General features: G+C 64.1%; 16 protein-coding genes. 4 read left to right on the top strand and 12 right to left on the bottom strand.

Annotated features, from left to right (window positions below):
* Nucleotides 1-2: 2 nt before the first annotated feature.
* Genes ACFRFQ_RS03355 through ACFRFQ_RS03345 form a run of 3 tightly spaced genes read right to left on the bottom strand, consistent with a single transcriptional unit; the run spans nucleotide 3 to nucleotide 2,885 of the window.
* Nucleotides 3-836, bottom strand: coding sequence for a sugar phosphate isomerase/epimerase (locus ACFRFQ_RS03355; RefSeq protein ID WP_138869773.1), 834 nt, complete (start codon nucleotides 834-836; stop codon nucleotides 3-5).
* A gap of 7 nt (nucleotides 837-843) precedes the next feature.
* A complete protein-coding gene (locus ACFRFQ_RS03350; RefSeq protein ID WP_378653044.1) occupies nucleotides 844-1,935 on the bottom strand; it encodes a hypothetical protein in 1,092 nt (363 codons plus the stop codon).
* Entirely contained in the window at nucleotides 1,935-2,885 is a 951-nt protein-coding gene (locus tag ACFRFQ_RS03345) for a hypothetical protein (protein WP_378653041.1), read from the bottom strand. The genes ACFRFQ_RS03350 and ACFRFQ_RS03345 overlap by 1 nt, the downstream gene beginning before the upstream one ends.
* Nucleotides 2,886-2,951: 66 nt before the next feature.
* On the opposite strand from ACFRFQ_RS03345, the gene ACFRFQ_RS03340 reads away from it, so the two are divergent.
* Nucleotides 2,952-3,737 (top strand): hypothetical protein, encoded by a 786-nt coding sequence (locus ACFRFQ_RS03340; RefSeq protein ID WP_378653039.1) that lies wholly within the window; start codon nucleotides 2,952-2,954, stop codon nucleotides 3,735-3,737.
* 54 nt (nucleotides 3,738-3,791) lie between these two features.
* Here ACFRFQ_RS03340 and ACFRFQ_RS03335 read toward each other — a convergent pair whose 3' ends face one another.
* The 8 genes from ACFRFQ_RS03335 to ACFRFQ_RS03300 all read right to left on the bottom strand — a co-directional run bounded on the left by ACFRFQ_RS03335 (nucleotide 3,792) and on the right by ACFRFQ_RS03300 (nucleotide 12,302).
* The gene (locus ACFRFQ_RS03335) at nucleotides 3,792-4,481 is read right to left on the bottom strand and encodes a response regulator transcription factor (RefSeq protein ID WP_138869777.1); all 690 of its coding nucleotides are present in this window, start codon (nucleotides 4,479-4,481) and stop codon (nucleotides 3,792-3,794) included.
* Complete coding sequence (locus ACFRFQ_RS03330; protein WP_378653036.1) at nucleotides 4,478-5,713, bottom strand: sensor histidine kinase; 1,236 nt, start codon at nucleotides 5,711-5,713, stop codon at nucleotides 4,478-4,480. Before ACFRFQ_RS03330 ends, ACFRFQ_RS03335 begins: the two co-directional genes overlap by 4 nt.
* A gap of 162 nt (nucleotides 5,714-5,875) precedes the next feature.
* A complete protein-coding gene (locus ACFRFQ_RS03325; protein ID WP_185993285.1) occupies nucleotides 5,876-6,631 on the bottom strand; it encodes a phosphoglyceromutase in 756 nt (251 codons plus the stop codon).
* Between the two features lie 63 nt (nucleotides 6,632-6,694).
* Complete coding sequence (locus tag ACFRFQ_RS03320) at nucleotides 6,695-8,296, bottom strand: AMP-binding protein (RefSeq protein ID WP_378653032.1); 1,602 nt, start codon at nucleotides 8,294-8,296, stop codon at nucleotides 6,695-6,697.
* Nucleotides 8,297-8,434: 138 nt separating this feature from the next.
* Nucleotides 8,435-8,935: a YbjN domain-containing protein gene (locus ACFRFQ_RS03315; RefSeq protein ID WP_378653030.1), complete on the bottom strand. Its 501-nt coding sequence runs from the start codon at nucleotides 8,933-8,935 to the stop codon at nucleotides 8,435-8,437.
* Nucleotides 8,932-10,290 carry a D-inositol-3-phosphate glycosyltransferase gene (mshA, locus tag ACFRFQ_RS03310; RefSeq protein WP_378653027.1) on the bottom strand — a complete coding sequence of 453 codons (1,359 nt, stop codon included), beginning with the start codon at nucleotides 10,288-10,290 and terminating at the stop codon, nucleotides 8,932-8,934. The genes ACFRFQ_RS03315 and mshA overlap by 4 nt, the downstream gene beginning before the upstream one ends.
* Nucleotides 10,291-10,302: 12 nt before the next feature.
* Nucleotides 10,303-11,130 (bottom strand): alpha/beta fold hydrolase, encoded by an 828-nt coding sequence (locus ACFRFQ_RS03305; protein ID WP_378653024.1) that lies wholly within the window; start codon nucleotides 11,128-11,130, stop codon nucleotides 10,303-10,305.
* A complete protein-coding gene (locus ACFRFQ_RS03300) occupies nucleotides 11,076-12,302 on the bottom strand; it encodes an MFS transporter (protein WP_378653022.1) in 1,227 nt (408 codons plus the stop codon). The genes ACFRFQ_RS03305 and ACFRFQ_RS03300 overlap by 55 nt, the downstream gene beginning before the upstream one ends.
* Before the next feature lie 102 nt (nucleotides 12,303-12,404).
* Between ACFRFQ_RS03300 and ACFRFQ_RS03295 the strand changes: the two genes are divergently transcribed.
* The 3 genes from ACFRFQ_RS03295 to ACFRFQ_RS03285 are packed head-to-tail and all read left to right on the top strand — an operon-like array spanning nucleotide 12,405 to nucleotide 14,617.
* Entirely contained in the window at nucleotides 12,405-13,178 is a 774-nt protein-coding gene (locus ACFRFQ_RS03295; RefSeq protein WP_378653019.1) for a PIG-L family deacetylase, read from the top strand.
* 45 nt (nucleotides 13,179-13,223) lie between these two features.
* On the top strand, nucleotides 13,224-13,616 hold the full coding sequence (locus ACFRFQ_RS03290; RefSeq protein ID WP_138869786.1) for a PaaI family thioesterase: 393 nt from the start codon (nucleotides 13,224-13,226) through the stop codon (nucleotides 13,614-13,616).
* On the top strand, nucleotides 13,613-14,617 hold the full coding sequence (locus ACFRFQ_RS03285) for a tocopherol cyclase family protein (RefSeq protein ID WP_378653017.1): 1,005 nt from the start codon (nucleotides 13,613-13,615) through the stop codon (nucleotides 14,615-14,617). Before ACFRFQ_RS03290 ends, ACFRFQ_RS03285 begins: the two co-directional genes overlap by 4 nt.
* Here ACFRFQ_RS03285 and ACFRFQ_RS03280 read toward each other — a convergent pair.
* Complete coding sequence (locus ACFRFQ_RS03280) at nucleotides 14,583-15,452, bottom strand: LysR family transcriptional regulator (protein WP_378653014.1); 870 nt, start codon at nucleotides 15,450-15,452, stop codon at nucleotides 14,583-14,585. The two genes, ACFRFQ_RS03285 and ACFRFQ_RS03280, sit on opposite strands and share 35 nt — an antisense overlap.
* Between the last annotated feature and the right edge of the window lie 14 nt (nucleotides 15,453-15,466).

Here is a 15,466-nt window from a genome sequence, read left to right as displayed (position 1 = left end):
ACTCACCGGGCCAGGTGCTCGCGTGCAAACGCGAGTGCCTGCGCCAGCATCGAGGACCGCTCCCGCCGGGTGCGCGCATTCTGGGTATTGATCTCGAGGACGGCCTGGCCGGTGAAGCCTGTTGCGGCCAGGTGCCGGCAGATCTCGGCACAGGGCTGTGATCCGTGGCCGGGAATCAGGTGCTCGTCCATCGACGCGCCTCGCCCGTCCGCGAGATGCAGATGCTGGAGTCCCTTGCCCATTCTCGCCGCCAATTCGAAAGCGTCCATGCCGGCCGTAGCCGTGTGCGACAAGTCGAGTGTGTAGTGGGAATGATCGGAGTCGGTGGGATCGTACGACGGACTGAACGCCGACAACGCCGCTCCCGGGCCACCGCGCTTACGTAGCCGCTCGGCCGAGCGATCCTTGCCGCCGAAAAAGCTGTCGGCACGCATGGGGAACATGTTCTCCACAGCTACGACGACGCTGCTTCGTGATTCCAGATCAACGACCTGATCGGCAAAGCCGTCGGCGTACTTGCGTTGCCACCGAAACGGCGGGTGCACCACCACGGTGGTGGCTCCCAACGTCTCCGCAGTGCGGACGGACCGCTCGAGCTTCTCGATCGGATCGGCGCCCCACACCCGCTGCGAAATCAGCAGACACGGCGCATGAACTGCCTGCACCGGAATCCCGTACTTGCGGACCAACGCCGCAACGCCACCGACATCCTGGCTGACCGACTCGGCCCACACCATCAACTCGATGCCGTCGTACCCCAAGTCCGCCGCGTAGCGGAATGCGGCTTCGGTGTTCTCGGGATAAACCGATGCCGTCGACAAGCCCACAGCGATCATCGTCGGATCAACCCGAGGTCAACAAGAACGCCAGCGGACCCAAGGTCACGATCATGCCGACAACGACCGCAATCACAAAACTCGTGATGTCGTCCGTTTTCCGCAGAACCCGAACTACCGCCACCAAGCCGACGATAACGATCAGCGCGAGCACCAGAGCCACCCACGGCAGCATGTCCCAGAGCTTCTCGAAACCCTTGAACATCGCGCCGCCGATGATGAGCGCAACAACAACCTGGCCGGCCAGGATCGCCCATTCACGGATCGAGTTCCGATCGCCGGTGTCTTCTGCGGCGGCAGGTTCGGTCGATGCAATCTCTTCGGAAGCAGCGGGCTCACGTTCCGGAGCTGCGGTGGCGGATTCCGATGAACCGGTCTTGTTTACCGCGGCAGGCTCGGCGGGATCGTCGCTGATCGAGTCCATCATCTCGGTACTGACATCAGCGTCACTGGCATCAGCGTCAGCCGAGCTCGGCGCCACTCGCGGAGGCAGGATCGGCCCACGCATCGACGGATTCTGGTCAGCCTCGCGTTTTTGCCGCATGAGGTCACCCGCCAACGTCTGACCAGACAGCAGCGCCGGCTCTTGCGTCACCTTCGGCGGCCCGGCCGGAACCGACTTCCTGGCTGGGGTCGGCGCGGGAACCACCGGAACAGCCTGGGTCGGCGCGGGAACAACCGGAACAGCCTGGGTCGGTGCGAGAGGCACGGCCTTCTTCGGCGTGACGGGTGCCCGGCTGACCCACTGACCCGGCGCGTTCTTGGAGATCGGCTTGTGAAGGTCGATCCTGGTGTCGTCCGACTCGTCGCTGGTGACCGGCGGCTTGGCGTCGGTCACAGGAGCCGGGCTGGGCTGAGCAGACTTGGGCTCGTCAGGCTTGATCTCGTCAGGCTGGGTTTCCGGCGCTTCCGGGGGTGCGTCCGATTCTGCTGCTGAACGTGAACCGGCAGGCCGAACGATCGGAATTTCGCCGGTGAGCTCAGCTACGGAGATACCTCCGGCCACGCCCCTACGACGACGCCCACCGCGGGACTCGACGGTCTGACCGTTCCGCTTGAGCAGTTCCGCTACGGAAATCTGCTGACTGTCCTCGGCCATCAAGCACTCACCACCAATTCACCGCCCATTTCTGTGTCGAGCTTCCGCAGAATCAGACCCTCGCGCAATGCCCACGGACAAATTTCGAGTTCGTCCACTCCGAGCGCTCGCATGGTTGCTTCTGCGATGAGTGCGCCGGCCACAATCTGCTGTGACCGATCTGCACTCACTCCTTCCAATTCTGCACGGTCCGACGCCGTCATCCTGGATATGAAGGCTATGAGTTGCCTGAGTCCGCTGGCTGTCAGGGTCCGTTTGGCACGTGGTCCGGCTGCTGATGGGGCCGCGCCGGTGAGCCTGGCCAGGGAGCGGAAGGTCTTCGAGGTGCCGACGGTCCGGTCCCAGTCGCCGGCTGCGCGGAGTTCCTTGGCTGGTCCGAGCAGTTCTGCGTCCAACCAGTCGCGGAGTACGGCGACGCGGCGCTTGCCGGGCGGGTCGGCGTGAAGCCAGTCGCGCGTGAGTCGGCCTGCGCCGAGTTGGAGTGAGAACGCGACGTCGGGATCCTCGTCGCCGCCTGCGGTGAGTTCGAGTGAACCGCCACCGATGTCGAGGTTCAGGATGCGTCCGGCGCTCCAGCCGTACCAACGGCGGACGGCAAGAAAGGTCAGTCGGGCTTCGTCGACACCGGACAGCACCTCGAGTCCGACGCCCGTCTCGGCACGCACGCGGGCGAGCACGGCTTCGGAATTGTTGGCGTCGCGCACGGCGGAGGTGGCAAACGCCATCATTTCCTCACATCCGGACATCTTGGCGATACCAGCGAATTCCCCGACCGTGGAGACCAGTCGATCGGCTCCGACGACGGTGATATCTCCGCGGTCGTCGGTGTTTTCCGCCAGCCGCAAAGTCGCCTTGGTGGAGCTCATGGGTGTTGGGTGGCCGCCACGGTGGGCGTCCACTACCAGTAGATGAACGGTGTTGCTTCCGACGTCGAGTACCCCTAGTCGCACATCGCCACGTTACTGGGTCTACGGTCTGCCCTTGTGACAGCAGGTAACCCAGACCGGTCCCACAAGATGACTCCTAGCCCCGAGGTCGACCTCGATTTCCCTCGCGAGTGGGTCGAATTTGTCGACCCCGACAACTCCGAACACCTCATTGCCGCTGATATGACGTGGCTGCTCTCGCACTGGACCTGCGTGTTCGGCACTCCGGCATGCCAGGGCATTCTCAGCGACCGCCCAGACGACGGATGTTGCTCACACGGCGCGTTTCTCTCCGATCAGGAGGATCAGGACAAGCTCGATGCGTCAGTGAAACTGCTCACAGCCGAGGACTGGCAGTTCATGGAGAAGGGTCTCGGCAAGAAGGGCTACGTCGAGGAAGACGACCTCGAGGACGAGCCTGCGCTGCGGACCCGCCGCTACAAGGGTGCGTGCATTTTCCAGAACCGGCCGGATTTTGCGGGCGGTCCCGGCTGCGCGTTGCACTCGATGGCGATGCGGAAGGGCATCGAGCCGCTCGAGGTGAAGCCCGACGTGTGCTGGCAGCTTCCGATCCGCCGTACCCAGGACTGGGTGGACCGGCCGGACGGGGTACAGATCCTCAAGACCACGATCACGGAATACGACCGCCGCGGCTGGGGTGAGGGCGGCGACGACCTGTCCTGGTACTGCTCGGGGTCACCCGACGCTCATATCGGCCAGAAGCAGGTGTGGCAGTCGTACGCCCCCGAACTGACCGAGCTACTCGGGAAGGCCGTTTACGACGAGCTGGCTCGCCTCTGCAGGCGCCGGGCGGGGCTCGGGCTTATAGCGGTCCACCCGGCAACCACGACCGCTCAGAACAAAGCTCAGGCGTGAAAACGAGTTCGGCCGCCCACAGTGCGTGGGCGGCCGAACTCGTCTGTACGTTTCTCAGGCTTCGAGCTTGTATCCCAGGCCGCGCACGGTCACGAGATGTTCCGGCTTGGCCGGGTCCGCCTCGATCTTGGAACGCAGCCGCTTCACGTGTACGTCAAGGGTTTTGGTGTCGCCGACGTAGTCCGCTCCCCACACGCGATCGATCAACTGACCGCGGGTGAGCACGCGCCCGGAGTTGCGGAGCAGGTACTCGAGGAGATCGAACTCCTTGAGCGGCAACGTGATCGGATTTCCACCTACCTGGACGACGTGGCGTTCGACGTCCATACGGACCGGTCCGGCTTCGAGCACACCGTTGTCCGAAGCCAAGTCTGCCTCGTTCTCGATGCCGCGGCGCAGGACGGCCCGGATGCGGGCGATGAGTTCGCGGGCCGAATACGGCTTGGTCACGTAGTCGTCCGCACCGAGTTCCAGACCGACGACCTTGTCGATCTCGCTGTCGCGTGCCGTCACCATGATGACGGGCACACCGGAACGAGTGCGCAATGCCTTGCACACGTCGGTACCGCTCATACCGGGCAGCATGAGGTCCAGCAGGACGATATCTGCGCCGGAACGATCGAACTCCGCCAACGCCGACGGACCGTCGTTGACGATGGTGGTCTCGAACCCTTCCTTGCGGAGCAGGAACGCCAGCGGATCCGCCAACGACTCCTCGTCCTCCACGATCAGCACCCTCGTCATCGTTTGGCCTCCATGCCTGTGTCTTTACTGCCTGAGTCTCGTCTACCGCTTCGCCCGGAACCGGTGGTTCCCGCGTCGCCGTCGTCGAGGTCGTCGGTCTCCTCCACGTGCGCTGGTATCTGCAAGGTGAAGGTGGACCCGGTTCCTGGTTTGCTCCATACGTCGATGGAGCCGTTGTGGTTGGCCGCAACATGTTTGACGATCGCGAGTCCCAGTCCGGTGCCTCCGGTCTGGCGCGATCGAGCTTTGTCGACGCGGAAGAATCTCTCGAAAACGCGTTCCTGGTCGGCTTTTGCGATTCCCTCGCCGCGATCGGTCACGGCAATGGCGACGTTTCCGGCGCGCATCGAGCGACTGACCGACACCGGAGAGCCCTTGGGCGAGTAGGCAATCGCATTCTCGATGAGGTTGGACAATGCGGTGACGAGCAGGGTCTGATCGCCGAGCACCTCCAGCCCACTCGGATGATCGGTGGTGACGGTAATCTCCGCAGCTTCAGCCGATAGCCTCGATCGCGACAATGCTTCGGAGACAACGGTATCCACGTCCACGACATCGAGGTCTGGAAGTTTCTCCGCTCCCTGCAGTCGCGAGAGTGCGATCAGCTCCGTAACCATCTTGCCGAGGCGAATCGATTCGCTGTGTACTCGTTCACCGAAGTGCCGCACCGATTCCGGATCGTCCGCGGATTCGAGCAACGCCTCCGCGAGCAAACTCATGGCCCCGACCGGGGTCTTGAGTTCGTGGCTGACGTTCGCAACGAAGTCGCGTCTCGTCGCCTCCATCCGAACCTGCTCGGAATCGTCATCGGCAAACAGGACGACGAAGTTTCGCTCGTCCTTACTGAGCAAACGCGCAACCCCACGGACCGCGATCTTGTCGCGTCCCCGTTGCGCGGTTGTTGCCGTCAGATCTACTTCGACGGGTTGGCCGGTCTCGAGAACTTTCAGAGCCGCCTGCCACGCCCGCTCGTCGACGCGACGATTCTTGACCAGCCCCAACTCTTCCGCGCGAGGGTTGAAGAGCACCACGTCGTGATAACCGTCGACAACGGCGATGCCACTCTCGGATGCCAGAACGATCAGGTCCAGGACCTGCGACATGGTCAACCCGGTCTGTTCTGCAGCCCGTTCCCGGTGCCGTGAACTCAGCCTCGGAATCAGCACACCTCCGACGAGGTATCCGATCAAGCCGCCGATCACGATCAGCAGCACTGCAGTTGCGACACTCACGGCGTAATCGTACGTTCGCGCGTCGGGTGGGTTACGGCGGGTTCGAGCATTTCCGCCCGCGTCATCCACCCGGCGGGCGGCGTTGGCGCCCTGTTCACCTGTTGTTTGCCGGAGCCCCTCGAACACGCAGTTCGAGGGGCTCCGGAGGTAACCATGTGAGCGCTACTTCGCGCCCTGATTCGCCACCGCGGCGGCGCCTGCTGCGGCCGCCTCGGGATCGAGGTAGGTACCGCCCGGGTTGAGCGGCTGCAGGTTCTCGTCGAGGTCGTACCGCAGGGGGATGCCCGTCGGGATGTTGAGACCCGCGATGTCCTCGTCGGAAATACCGTCGAGATGCTTGACCAATGCGCGCAGCGAATTGCCGTGAGCGGTGACCAGAACGTTCTTACCTGCCAGCAGGTCCTGGGAGATCGTGTCTTCCCAGTACGGGATCAACCGCTTGACGACGTCGAGCAGGCACTCGGTCAACGGAACCTCGTCGAGGTTTGCGTAGCGAGGATCGGTGTCCTGGCTGTATTCGCTACCGGCTTCGATGGCCGGCGGCGGGGTGTCGTAGCTACGACGCCACAGCATGAACTGCTCGTTGCCGTACTCCTCTTTGGTCTGAGCCTTGTTCTTGCCCTGCAGGGCGCCGTAGTGGCGCTCGTTGAGGCGCCAGTCGCGAACGACGGGGATCCAGTGGCGATCGGCCGCATCGAGCGCGAGATTGGCGGTGCTGATCGCGCGGCGAAGCAGCGAGGTGTAGAGGACGTCGGGCAGCAGGCCGTGCTCGGCGAGCAGTTCGCCGGCGCGCTTGCCTTCGGCCATGCCCTTGTCGGTCAGGTGTACGTCCACCCAGCCGGTGAACAGATTGAGTGCATTCCATTCGCTCTCGCCGTGGCGAAGCAGGACCAGTGTTCCGATACTCATGCCGTTCATCCTGGCATGAGTATCGGAACCCGTCTTGATCAACCCTGTGTCGAAATCAACCCTGTGTCGAAATCAGCTTTGCGCTGCTTCTGCGGTGCGCAGATCCTTGCGGAGAATCTTTCCGGCCGCCGACTTGGGGACGGTGCTGATGAAGGCGACCTTGCGAACCTTCTTGTGCGGTGAGACGCGCTCGGCGACAAACGCGATGACATCGGCCTCGGACAACGTGGCACCGTCCTGCAGGACGACAAACGCCTTCGGCACCTCCTCACCCTCGTCGTCGAGGACTCCGATGACGGCGGCGTCGGCGATCTGGGGGTGAGTGAGCAGCAGCGCTTCGAGTTCTGCCGGCGGTACCTGGTAGCCCTTGTACTTGATCAGTTCCTTGAGACGGTCGACGATGGTGACGACACCTTCGGCGTCGACGGTCGCAATGTCGCCGGTACGCAGGTAACCGTCGGCGTCGAGGGTGTCTCTGGTGGCCTGTTCGTTTCCGAGGTACCCGGCCATGATGTTGGGGCCCTTGCACCACAGCTCACCGGGCGCGCTGACCGCACCGGAACCGGTGGCCGGGTACGCGACCTCCTCGCCGGTGCCCGGATCGACGAGCTTGCATTCCATGTTCGCGATGGTCGGGCCGCACGAGTCGAGCGCGATGTCGTCGCGGTCGAACGGAATCGCGTGGCTGACGGGGCTCATCTCGGACATTCCGTAGCCCTGACGGACCCGGCAGTTCAGACGCTCGGCGACGGCCTTGCCGAGTGCTGCGTCGAGCGGAGCGGCGCCGGAGAAGATGGTGTGCACGCTCGACAGGTCGTACTGGTCGATCAGCGGATGCTTGGCCAGCGCGACGGCGACAGGCGGAGCGACAAAGATGTACGTCGACTTCTGCTCCGCGACAATCCGCAGGAACTCCACGAGATCGAACTTCGGCATCGTGATCAGGCTCGCGCGTGCGTAGAGCGCGGCGTTGAGCAGCACCGTCATGCCGTAGATGTGGAAGAACGGCAGGACAGCGAGGATCTTGTCGTCGGCGCCGATGCCCATCCGCGGCATGATCTGGCACACGTTGGCGACCAGATTGCGGTGGGTGAGCATGACGCCCTTGGGGCGCCCGGTGGTGCCGGACGAGTACGGCAGCACGGCAAGTTGGGTGGCGGGATCGAAGGACACGTCCGGTGCCTGTGCGCCTTCGCCGAGCAGATCGCGCAGGGAGAGGTGGCCTTCGGCGCCGTCGAGGACGAATACGTTCTCAGCCGGGATGCCGACCTCATCGGCCGCGGCCTTCGCTTGCGGAAGCAGCGGCGAAACCGTGAAGAGGAACTTGGCCTTCGAGTCGGTGAGCTGTTTGGCGATGTCCTCGGCGGTGTAGAGCGCGTTGATCGTGGTCGCGACGCCACCGCCGCGCAGGATGCCGTGGAAGACGGAACCGAACGCCGGAACATTCGGTGAATGCAGGGCGACGACGTCCCCCACTGCGAGTCCGCGCGCGGCGAGGGCTCCCGCGATGCCGTTGATCTGCGCGATCAGCGATGCGTACGTGGTGACTGCGCCCGAACTACCTTCGACGAATGCCGTCCTGTCGAGGTCTGCGGGGTCGATGTTTCCGAACAGGAAGTCGTAGACGCTGAGGTTGGGGATTTCAACGTCGGGGAACGGACTCTTGAAGCTCAACGGTGCTCCTCGAAAAGTTGCGCGGCAGGGTGGTGACCAACTTACTGTGACTCACAGGAACAGTATTATTCCGTGACGACAGTCACAAGTAAAGGTCACTTTACGTGACACATCCGCGATGTGTCTCACCCTGCGCAGTCAGCTCTGCGCGGGCTCTTCCTCCTCGATGAGGTGCTTGAACGGTTGAAGATTCGCCAGCGACTCCCCCCGCGAGACGCGCCACGCCCACTCACGCTTGATGGACGAGGAGAACCCGAGTTCGAGGATGACGTTGAAATCGCCGTCCGCAGCCTCGAGAACCTGGCCGAGCACTCGATCGAGTTCGTCACCGGTCACCGCGTGCTCGGAGATCTTGCCGACGAGGTAGATGTCCCCGACCTTGTCGAGCGTGTACGCCACCCCGTACAGGCGACGGTTCCGCTTGAGCAGGAACTTGTAGACACCCTCGAAGTTCTCGTCGACCTTGCGGCACACAAAAGCTTCGACCCGCACACCGTGGTTTCCGACGGTCAGCAAAGTCGACGTCTTCAGTTTGTGCTCGCCGGGAAGTTCGACGATGAAATGGGTGCCGTCGCGCTTCGTGAATTCCAGTTCGCGCTCGGTGAGGGCCTGCTCGATTGTGTCGCTGACACTGCTCATGTACGCACTCCTCCGGTCCGCCGCAGACGCCACAGTCCCCGCGCGCGGCGGGGTGAGAAGTCACTGGGACCGGTTCCGTTGTTGTAGTTGACGGCGGCTTTGCGGTAGCTCTCGAGAAGTCCGTCCGCGGTGTGTTCCCACGAAAAGTTCTCCGCGTGACGCGGAGCGTGGTCGGCGAGGGCGGCGAGACGGGTGGGTTCGGTGACCAGCGTTTCGAGAGCGCCTGCCCAATCCGCCGTCTTGTGCCCCTGCACCAGCAGACCCGTCTCACCGTTGCGGACGGCAACACCCAAACCGCCGACGTCAGCGGCGATCACGGGAGTCCCACAGGCTTGAGCCTCGATGGCCACCAGGCCGAAGGATTCCGAATAGCTCGGTACCGCAACAAGATCCGACGCCCGGTACACATCGGCCAGTCGCGTCGGCGCTTGCGGCGGCATAAAGGTCACCTGCGCCGTGATGCCGAGACTGCGCGCCAGTTCGATCAAGACGTCCGGCTGAGCCAGGCCGGTGCCGGAGGGACCACCGACGACCAGGATGCGCAACGGCAGTCCGGGATGGCGGCTGATGACTTCCGCAGCGGCACGCAGCAGGACATCGGGCGCCTTGAGCGGTTGAATGCGACCGACGAACGTCACGATGACTTCGCCGGGATTCAGGCCGAGCGACGCCCTCGCCCGATCACGATCGCCGGGTCGATAGAGCGTCAGATCCGCACCCGGAGCGACGACGTCGATACGCGTCGGGTCGGCCCCGTACAACTCGTGAAGAGCCTTGGCTTCGTCGGTGGTGTTGGCAACAAGCCGATCGGCCTCGGCCACAACCTGTTGCTCACCGATCTGCCGAGCGGCGGGTTCGGGAGTGTCCCCCTCGGCCATCGACAGGTTCTTGACGGCGGCAAGCGTGTGCGCGGTGTGGACGAGCGGAACACCCCAACGGTCGCGCGCCAACCAGCCGACCTGCCCGGACAGCCAGTAGTGCGAGTGAATCAGGCTGTAGTAGCCCGGTTCGCGACGTGCTTCCTCCCGCAGAACTCCGGCGACGAACGCGCAGAGTTGCGTCGGCAGATCTGCCTTGTCGAGGCCCTCGAACGGTCCGGCAGCGACGTTGCGCACCCGAACCCCCGGTGCGGCTTCGACGACGGGCGCGTCTGCCGATGACGTCGCGCGAGTGAAAATCTCCACCTCGACACCACGTTTTGCCAACTGAATCGCGGATTGCAGGACGTAGACGTTCATCCCACCTGCATCACCGGTGCCTGGTTGCGCCAAGGGCGAGGTGTGGACCGACAGTACGGCCACCCGGCGAGGGCGCGAAATGTGCGTGGGTGTCACGGCTCCATAGTGCCCCCTCACCGGGCGCGAACTCTAACCGAGGCTGGAGACGAACGTTCTCACTTCGGACACGAATCGCGTCGGATCCTCCACGAACGGCCCGTGATTGCAGCCGTCCCAGTACGACGCCTGCGACTTCGGAATGAGTTCCTCGGCGTGTTTACCTGCACTCACGTCGACAACGGAGTCCTCGGTGCCGTGCAGCACCAGCGCCGGGATGTCGAGGGAACGGAGCAATTCGTCGTGACCGACCGCACGGTTGAACAGTGCCGCCCGCACGCGAGGGCGGGTCGCGAGGCTCGCGCCGAACAGAGCCTGCGATTGTGCTCCCTTACCGTCCGGCGGGCCCGTGAGCGCGTTGCCGAACGCGCCGAGTGCCCGAATTGCCTCACGCGGATCTTCGGACATCGCACCGGGAACAGCGCTGCGCATCGCGGCACCCACCTTGCCGCCCTTCTCGCCGCGTCCGATGCTCGTGATCGCTCCGACCAGGACAATGCCTGCCACCGCGCCCGTTCCATGTGCTGCCAGGTAATCGCAGATCACCAGTCCGCCGTACGACCACCCGAGCAGCACAGCGTTCTCGGTGATGCCCTCGGCGGCCAGGACAGCGGCAACGTCGCCGGCCCAGTTCGCGCTGTTGTCGTAGCCGGCTTCGGGAGCGTCGGAGTACCCGTGGCCGCGTAGGTCGACGGCGATCAACCGGTGCGAGGCCGCCAGTTCACTCAGAACCTGCTCACCCCAGCACTGTGAGGACTGTGCCCAGCCGTGCAGCAGGACCAACGGAGTTGCTTCCGGGTTTCCCGTTACTCGGTAGACGATGGACGTGCCGTCGACGCTGACGGCTTCACGAATAGACATGCCGTCACGATAGAGGCTGTGACCGCCGCACCGACGGCAAGCGTGTACGCCGACGAAACTCCGTAGCGGTCGATCAGCTGCCCTGCCAGCGCGGATCCGAGCGCCACGCCGACGCCAAGGCCGGTCACCGTCAGCGTCATACCTTCGGTGAGTTTCTCGGGCGGAACGATCTGCTCGACAAGAGCTGTGGCGATGATGAGCGTCGGCGCGATTGTCGCGCCCGCCAGGACGTAGGCAGCTGCCAGTCCCGCGACGTTGCCGACCAGCAGGAGCGGAATGCTCAGCACGGTCACGGCAAGGGACGCGATCATCAACTGTCCCCGGAGAGAGCGGACCGGGTGGCGGGAGCCGAATACCAGTCCCACAACTCCCGATCCACCGGCAAACAGGGCGAGGACGACGGTCGCCGACCCGGGCGAATTCTGTTCCTGGGTGAACGCGATGGCACCCACGTCGATGACGCCGAAGATGGTCCCGAGCATCACCATCACGACGATGACGATCCACATCGCCGGATTCGCGAGAACGGAGCGCCCGCGGCCCGGCCGGCGTGGATGAATCTTGGGTTCCGTCGATCGCTGCGCCACCAGGAGGAGCGTGCCGACCACGAGAAGAATCACTCCCGCCAGCGGACCTGCTTCGGGAAACAGCCCGATACTCAGACCGACCGAGAGCACCGGCCCCACCACGAAACAGAGTTCGTCGACGACGGATTCGAACGCAAAAGCTGTGCGCAACTCGGGTTTACCGACGTAGATCGCAACCCACCTGGCGCGGACCATCGCACCGATCGTCGGAGTCGCGCCGGCCGGGACCACCAGAGCGAACAGCACCCAGTCCGGCGCTTCGAATCTCACGGACAGCAACAGCGCGCCGATGGAGACAGCGCTGACCGCGGCGGCCAGGGGCAGAACCGCGCGCTGCCCGAATCTATCCACTGTGCGGGACACCAACGGCGCAATGACGGCGCAGGACAGCGCAAACACTGCGGCGAGCGCGCCGGCCAGCCCGTAGTCACCACGAAGTTGCGAGATCATCGTCACGATTCCGATGCCGATCATCGCGATCGGCAACCTCGCGATGAAACCGGCTGCGGAGAAGGCAACCGCGCCAGGGGCGGCGAATATTTCGCGATACGCCCCCATCAGGCCTTTATCGCCGGAACTGGTCATGACTGATTCTCGTGCACCACACAAGGTTCACAGAATAAGTGCAGCCACCACAAATCCGCCGCCGGCGTTGACCTGTCGGTAACTTGCCATACCATTGCGCGAATGAGTGTCCTGGTGTGTTTCCACGCCCATCCCGACGACGAAGTATTCATCACGGGTGGCGTCATGAGAATGGCTGCCGACGCGGGTCATCGCGTTGTTGTCGTCACTGCCACCGACGGTGCGCTGGGTGAGTATCCCGACGGCCTGCTGGACGAGCACGAAACGTTGGCACAGCGCCGCAGTCGTGAACTCGAGGCATCCACCGACGCACTCGGCGCCAGCCGGGTCGTGTCGTTGCACTATCCGGATTCCGGAATGGTCGGCACCCCCGAGAACGAGAATCCCGACGCCTTCTGCAACGCCGACGTCGACGAAGCGGCCGAGCGTCTGGCAGAGGTTCTTCGTGAGGAGAACGCCGACATCCTGACGATCTACGACTCCAACGGCGGCTACGGCCACCCGGATCACATTCAGGTCCACCATGTCGGCATTCGGGCGGCCGAGCTTGCGGGTACCCCGCTGGTCTACGAGGCCTCCACCAACCGCGATCACATGAAGATGCTGATGCTGGCCAACCCGGAGTGGACCGAGGAGGCCCAGCCGCCGGATATCGAGTCGTTCGGACTTCCCGCCGAACAACTCACCACCGCCGTCGACGTCAGCTCGGTGATCAACTCGAAGCGTGCAGCCATGTACGCGCACGCCACCCAGGTCGGGGATTTCGGGCCGTTCCTCGAGATGCCCACCGAGCAGCTCACCGCGGCATTCGGTACCGAGTGGTTCCGCCGGCGAGGCGCCCCGGACGGTCTGTCGGAAACTGCGCTTCCGCTGTAGCCGAAGCTCCACATCGCCTTCGACTTCTGGTTAGCATCGGTAGGCATGGACCTCGAACAACTTGTCGCGAGTATGCCTTTTGCCGTTCATACCGGAGTGCAGTTAGATAGCGCGGCAGCCGAAGAGGTTGTGGGGCATCTCGATTGGGACAACCACCGCACCACTGCGGGTAACGGAATGCACGGCGGCGCCTTGATGACGCTGGCTGACAGCGTCGGCGCCGTCTGTGCATTCCTCAACCTGCCCGCTGGTGCAGGCACCTCGACCACGAGTTCGTCGACGGTCTTCACTCGCGGTGTCCGCAAGGGCACCGTCACTGCAACGGCCCGGCCGTTGCATGCCGGCCGCAGCACCATCGCGATAGTCACCGAACTTCGTGACGACGAAGGCCGGTTGGTCGCTCAGGTCACGGCATCACAGGCGGTGTTGGGGCCGTGAAACTTCCCGGGTACCGGTCATCCGGCGCCACCACTCCGTACGGCAATCTGCTTGCCTCGCACGATGTTGCGATGGAGGGTTACTTCTGGCGGTTCACGCTGCCGGAAAGCGGCCGCGTGGTCATCGCACTGGCCGGGATCAATCGGGCCGCCGACGGCCATTGGTCGACGCTTGCGGTTGCCGCGCATCCCGGCGGTTTCCTCAGCGACACAGAGCATCCCAGCGGATATGCCGACCCCGACCGGCTAGGCGCGTACGCGGACGACGCTTTTCGCGGCACGACGCATCAGGTGCACGCCGATCTCGAAGCCGCACGACTGGACGTCCGTATTACGAACCAGCGATTCTGGCCGCGTCGACGGTTCGGCGGATCCAGCTATTTCCAGTCTGTTCCAGCCCTCAATCAGTATTGGCATCCCTGGCTTCTCGGTGGCCGGGCCGAGGGCACCGCGATCATCGACGGTGACGTCTGGGATCTCACCGGCGCTCAGGTGTACGGCGAGAAGAACTGGGGCAAGGGCGGTTTCCCCGAATCCTGGTGGTGGGGCCAGGCGCAGGGATTCACCGATCCGGATGCCTGCGTCGCCTTCGCGGGCGGGCAGATCAGCGCCGGACCGCTACGCACCGAGGTCACCGCTGTTGTTGTTGCTCTGCCCGACGGGACGGTATTCCGGTTGGGGAACCCGGTCACCTCGCCGGTGACCGCGGTGGTTGCCGACGACCGCTGGACACTGCGCGGCCGAAATCATCTCTGGAGCATCGAGATCGAGGGCACCGCACCTTTGTCGGATGCTCATGTTCTCCCGGTCCCCCTTCCCTCGGAACGCCGCAATGTTCCCGGAGCCCTGGAACATCTTGGTGCCACGTTGACCGTGACTGTGCGTCGGCGAGGCGCCGTGTACTGGACCGACACTTCACATCTCGCCGCCCTCGAGCACGGTGGGTTGGACCGCGCCCAGGCTGAAGTCACGAGGCGGGAGCAGATCGCGCCAGATCTATGAGCGCCGACGCCGCCGGGTTCTTACCGCCGCGGGCGCGCCACACCATTTCCAGCCTGGACCGGGATTCGGGTTCGAGGTCGATCCGATGCAGCCGTCCCACTGCGGATTCCGGGAGAACCGCCATCCCCAACCCCTGTGCTGCAAGGGAGACGATTATTCCGAGATTACTGGCCTCGAGCGAAACCACCGGGGTGACGCCGACGGTCGCGCAGGCCGCGTCGAGGCACGTCCTGATACCGGTTCCCGACGGAAGGCAGATCACGGACCGCTCCCCGAGTTCGGTGAACGGCAGGGCATCCCTGTCGGCAAGTGGATGACTCAGGGCGACTCCCGCCACCAATCGCTCGTCGGTGATGACGCGGGATTCGAGTCCCTCCGGCAGATCGCCCGCGATCCCCACGACGGCTATGTCGAACGTTCCGTCCGCGACGCCGGCCAGAAGGTTGTGTGAATCATCTTCGGTGAGAGAGATATCCAGCCCTGGATGCCGTGCGTGCAGCCGAGCCAGGAGATCCGTCAGATCGACCGAGGCGCACGCCGTCACCATTCCGACGGAAACCGATCCGCGAACCAATCCGTTGAGCGCGTCCACGACGTCGCGGGCGCTGTGTACGGAGGCCAGGGCAGCGCGGGCGTGAGGCAGCACGGCGCGCCCCGCTTCGGTCGGACGCACGGTTCGCCCGCTGCGATCGAGCAGTTCCTGACCCAACTCGCGTTCGAGGCGTTTGATCTGGGCACTCACGCCTGGTTGAGCGACATGGAGACGCTCGGCCGCGCGGGTGAAGTTCGCTTCGTCCACCACTGCGACGAAGTATTCGAGCTGCCGAAGTTCCATAACTGTTGATTCTA

This window comes from Rhodococcus sp. NPDC056743, assembly GCF_042790355.1.
Taxonomy (GTDB): Bacteria; Actinomycetota; Actinomycetes; order Mycobacteriales; family Mycobacteriaceae; genus Rhodococcus_F.
The sequence above is the reverse complement of the archived record's forward strand: the minus strand, read 5'-3'. Positions and strand labels throughout refer to the sequence as shown.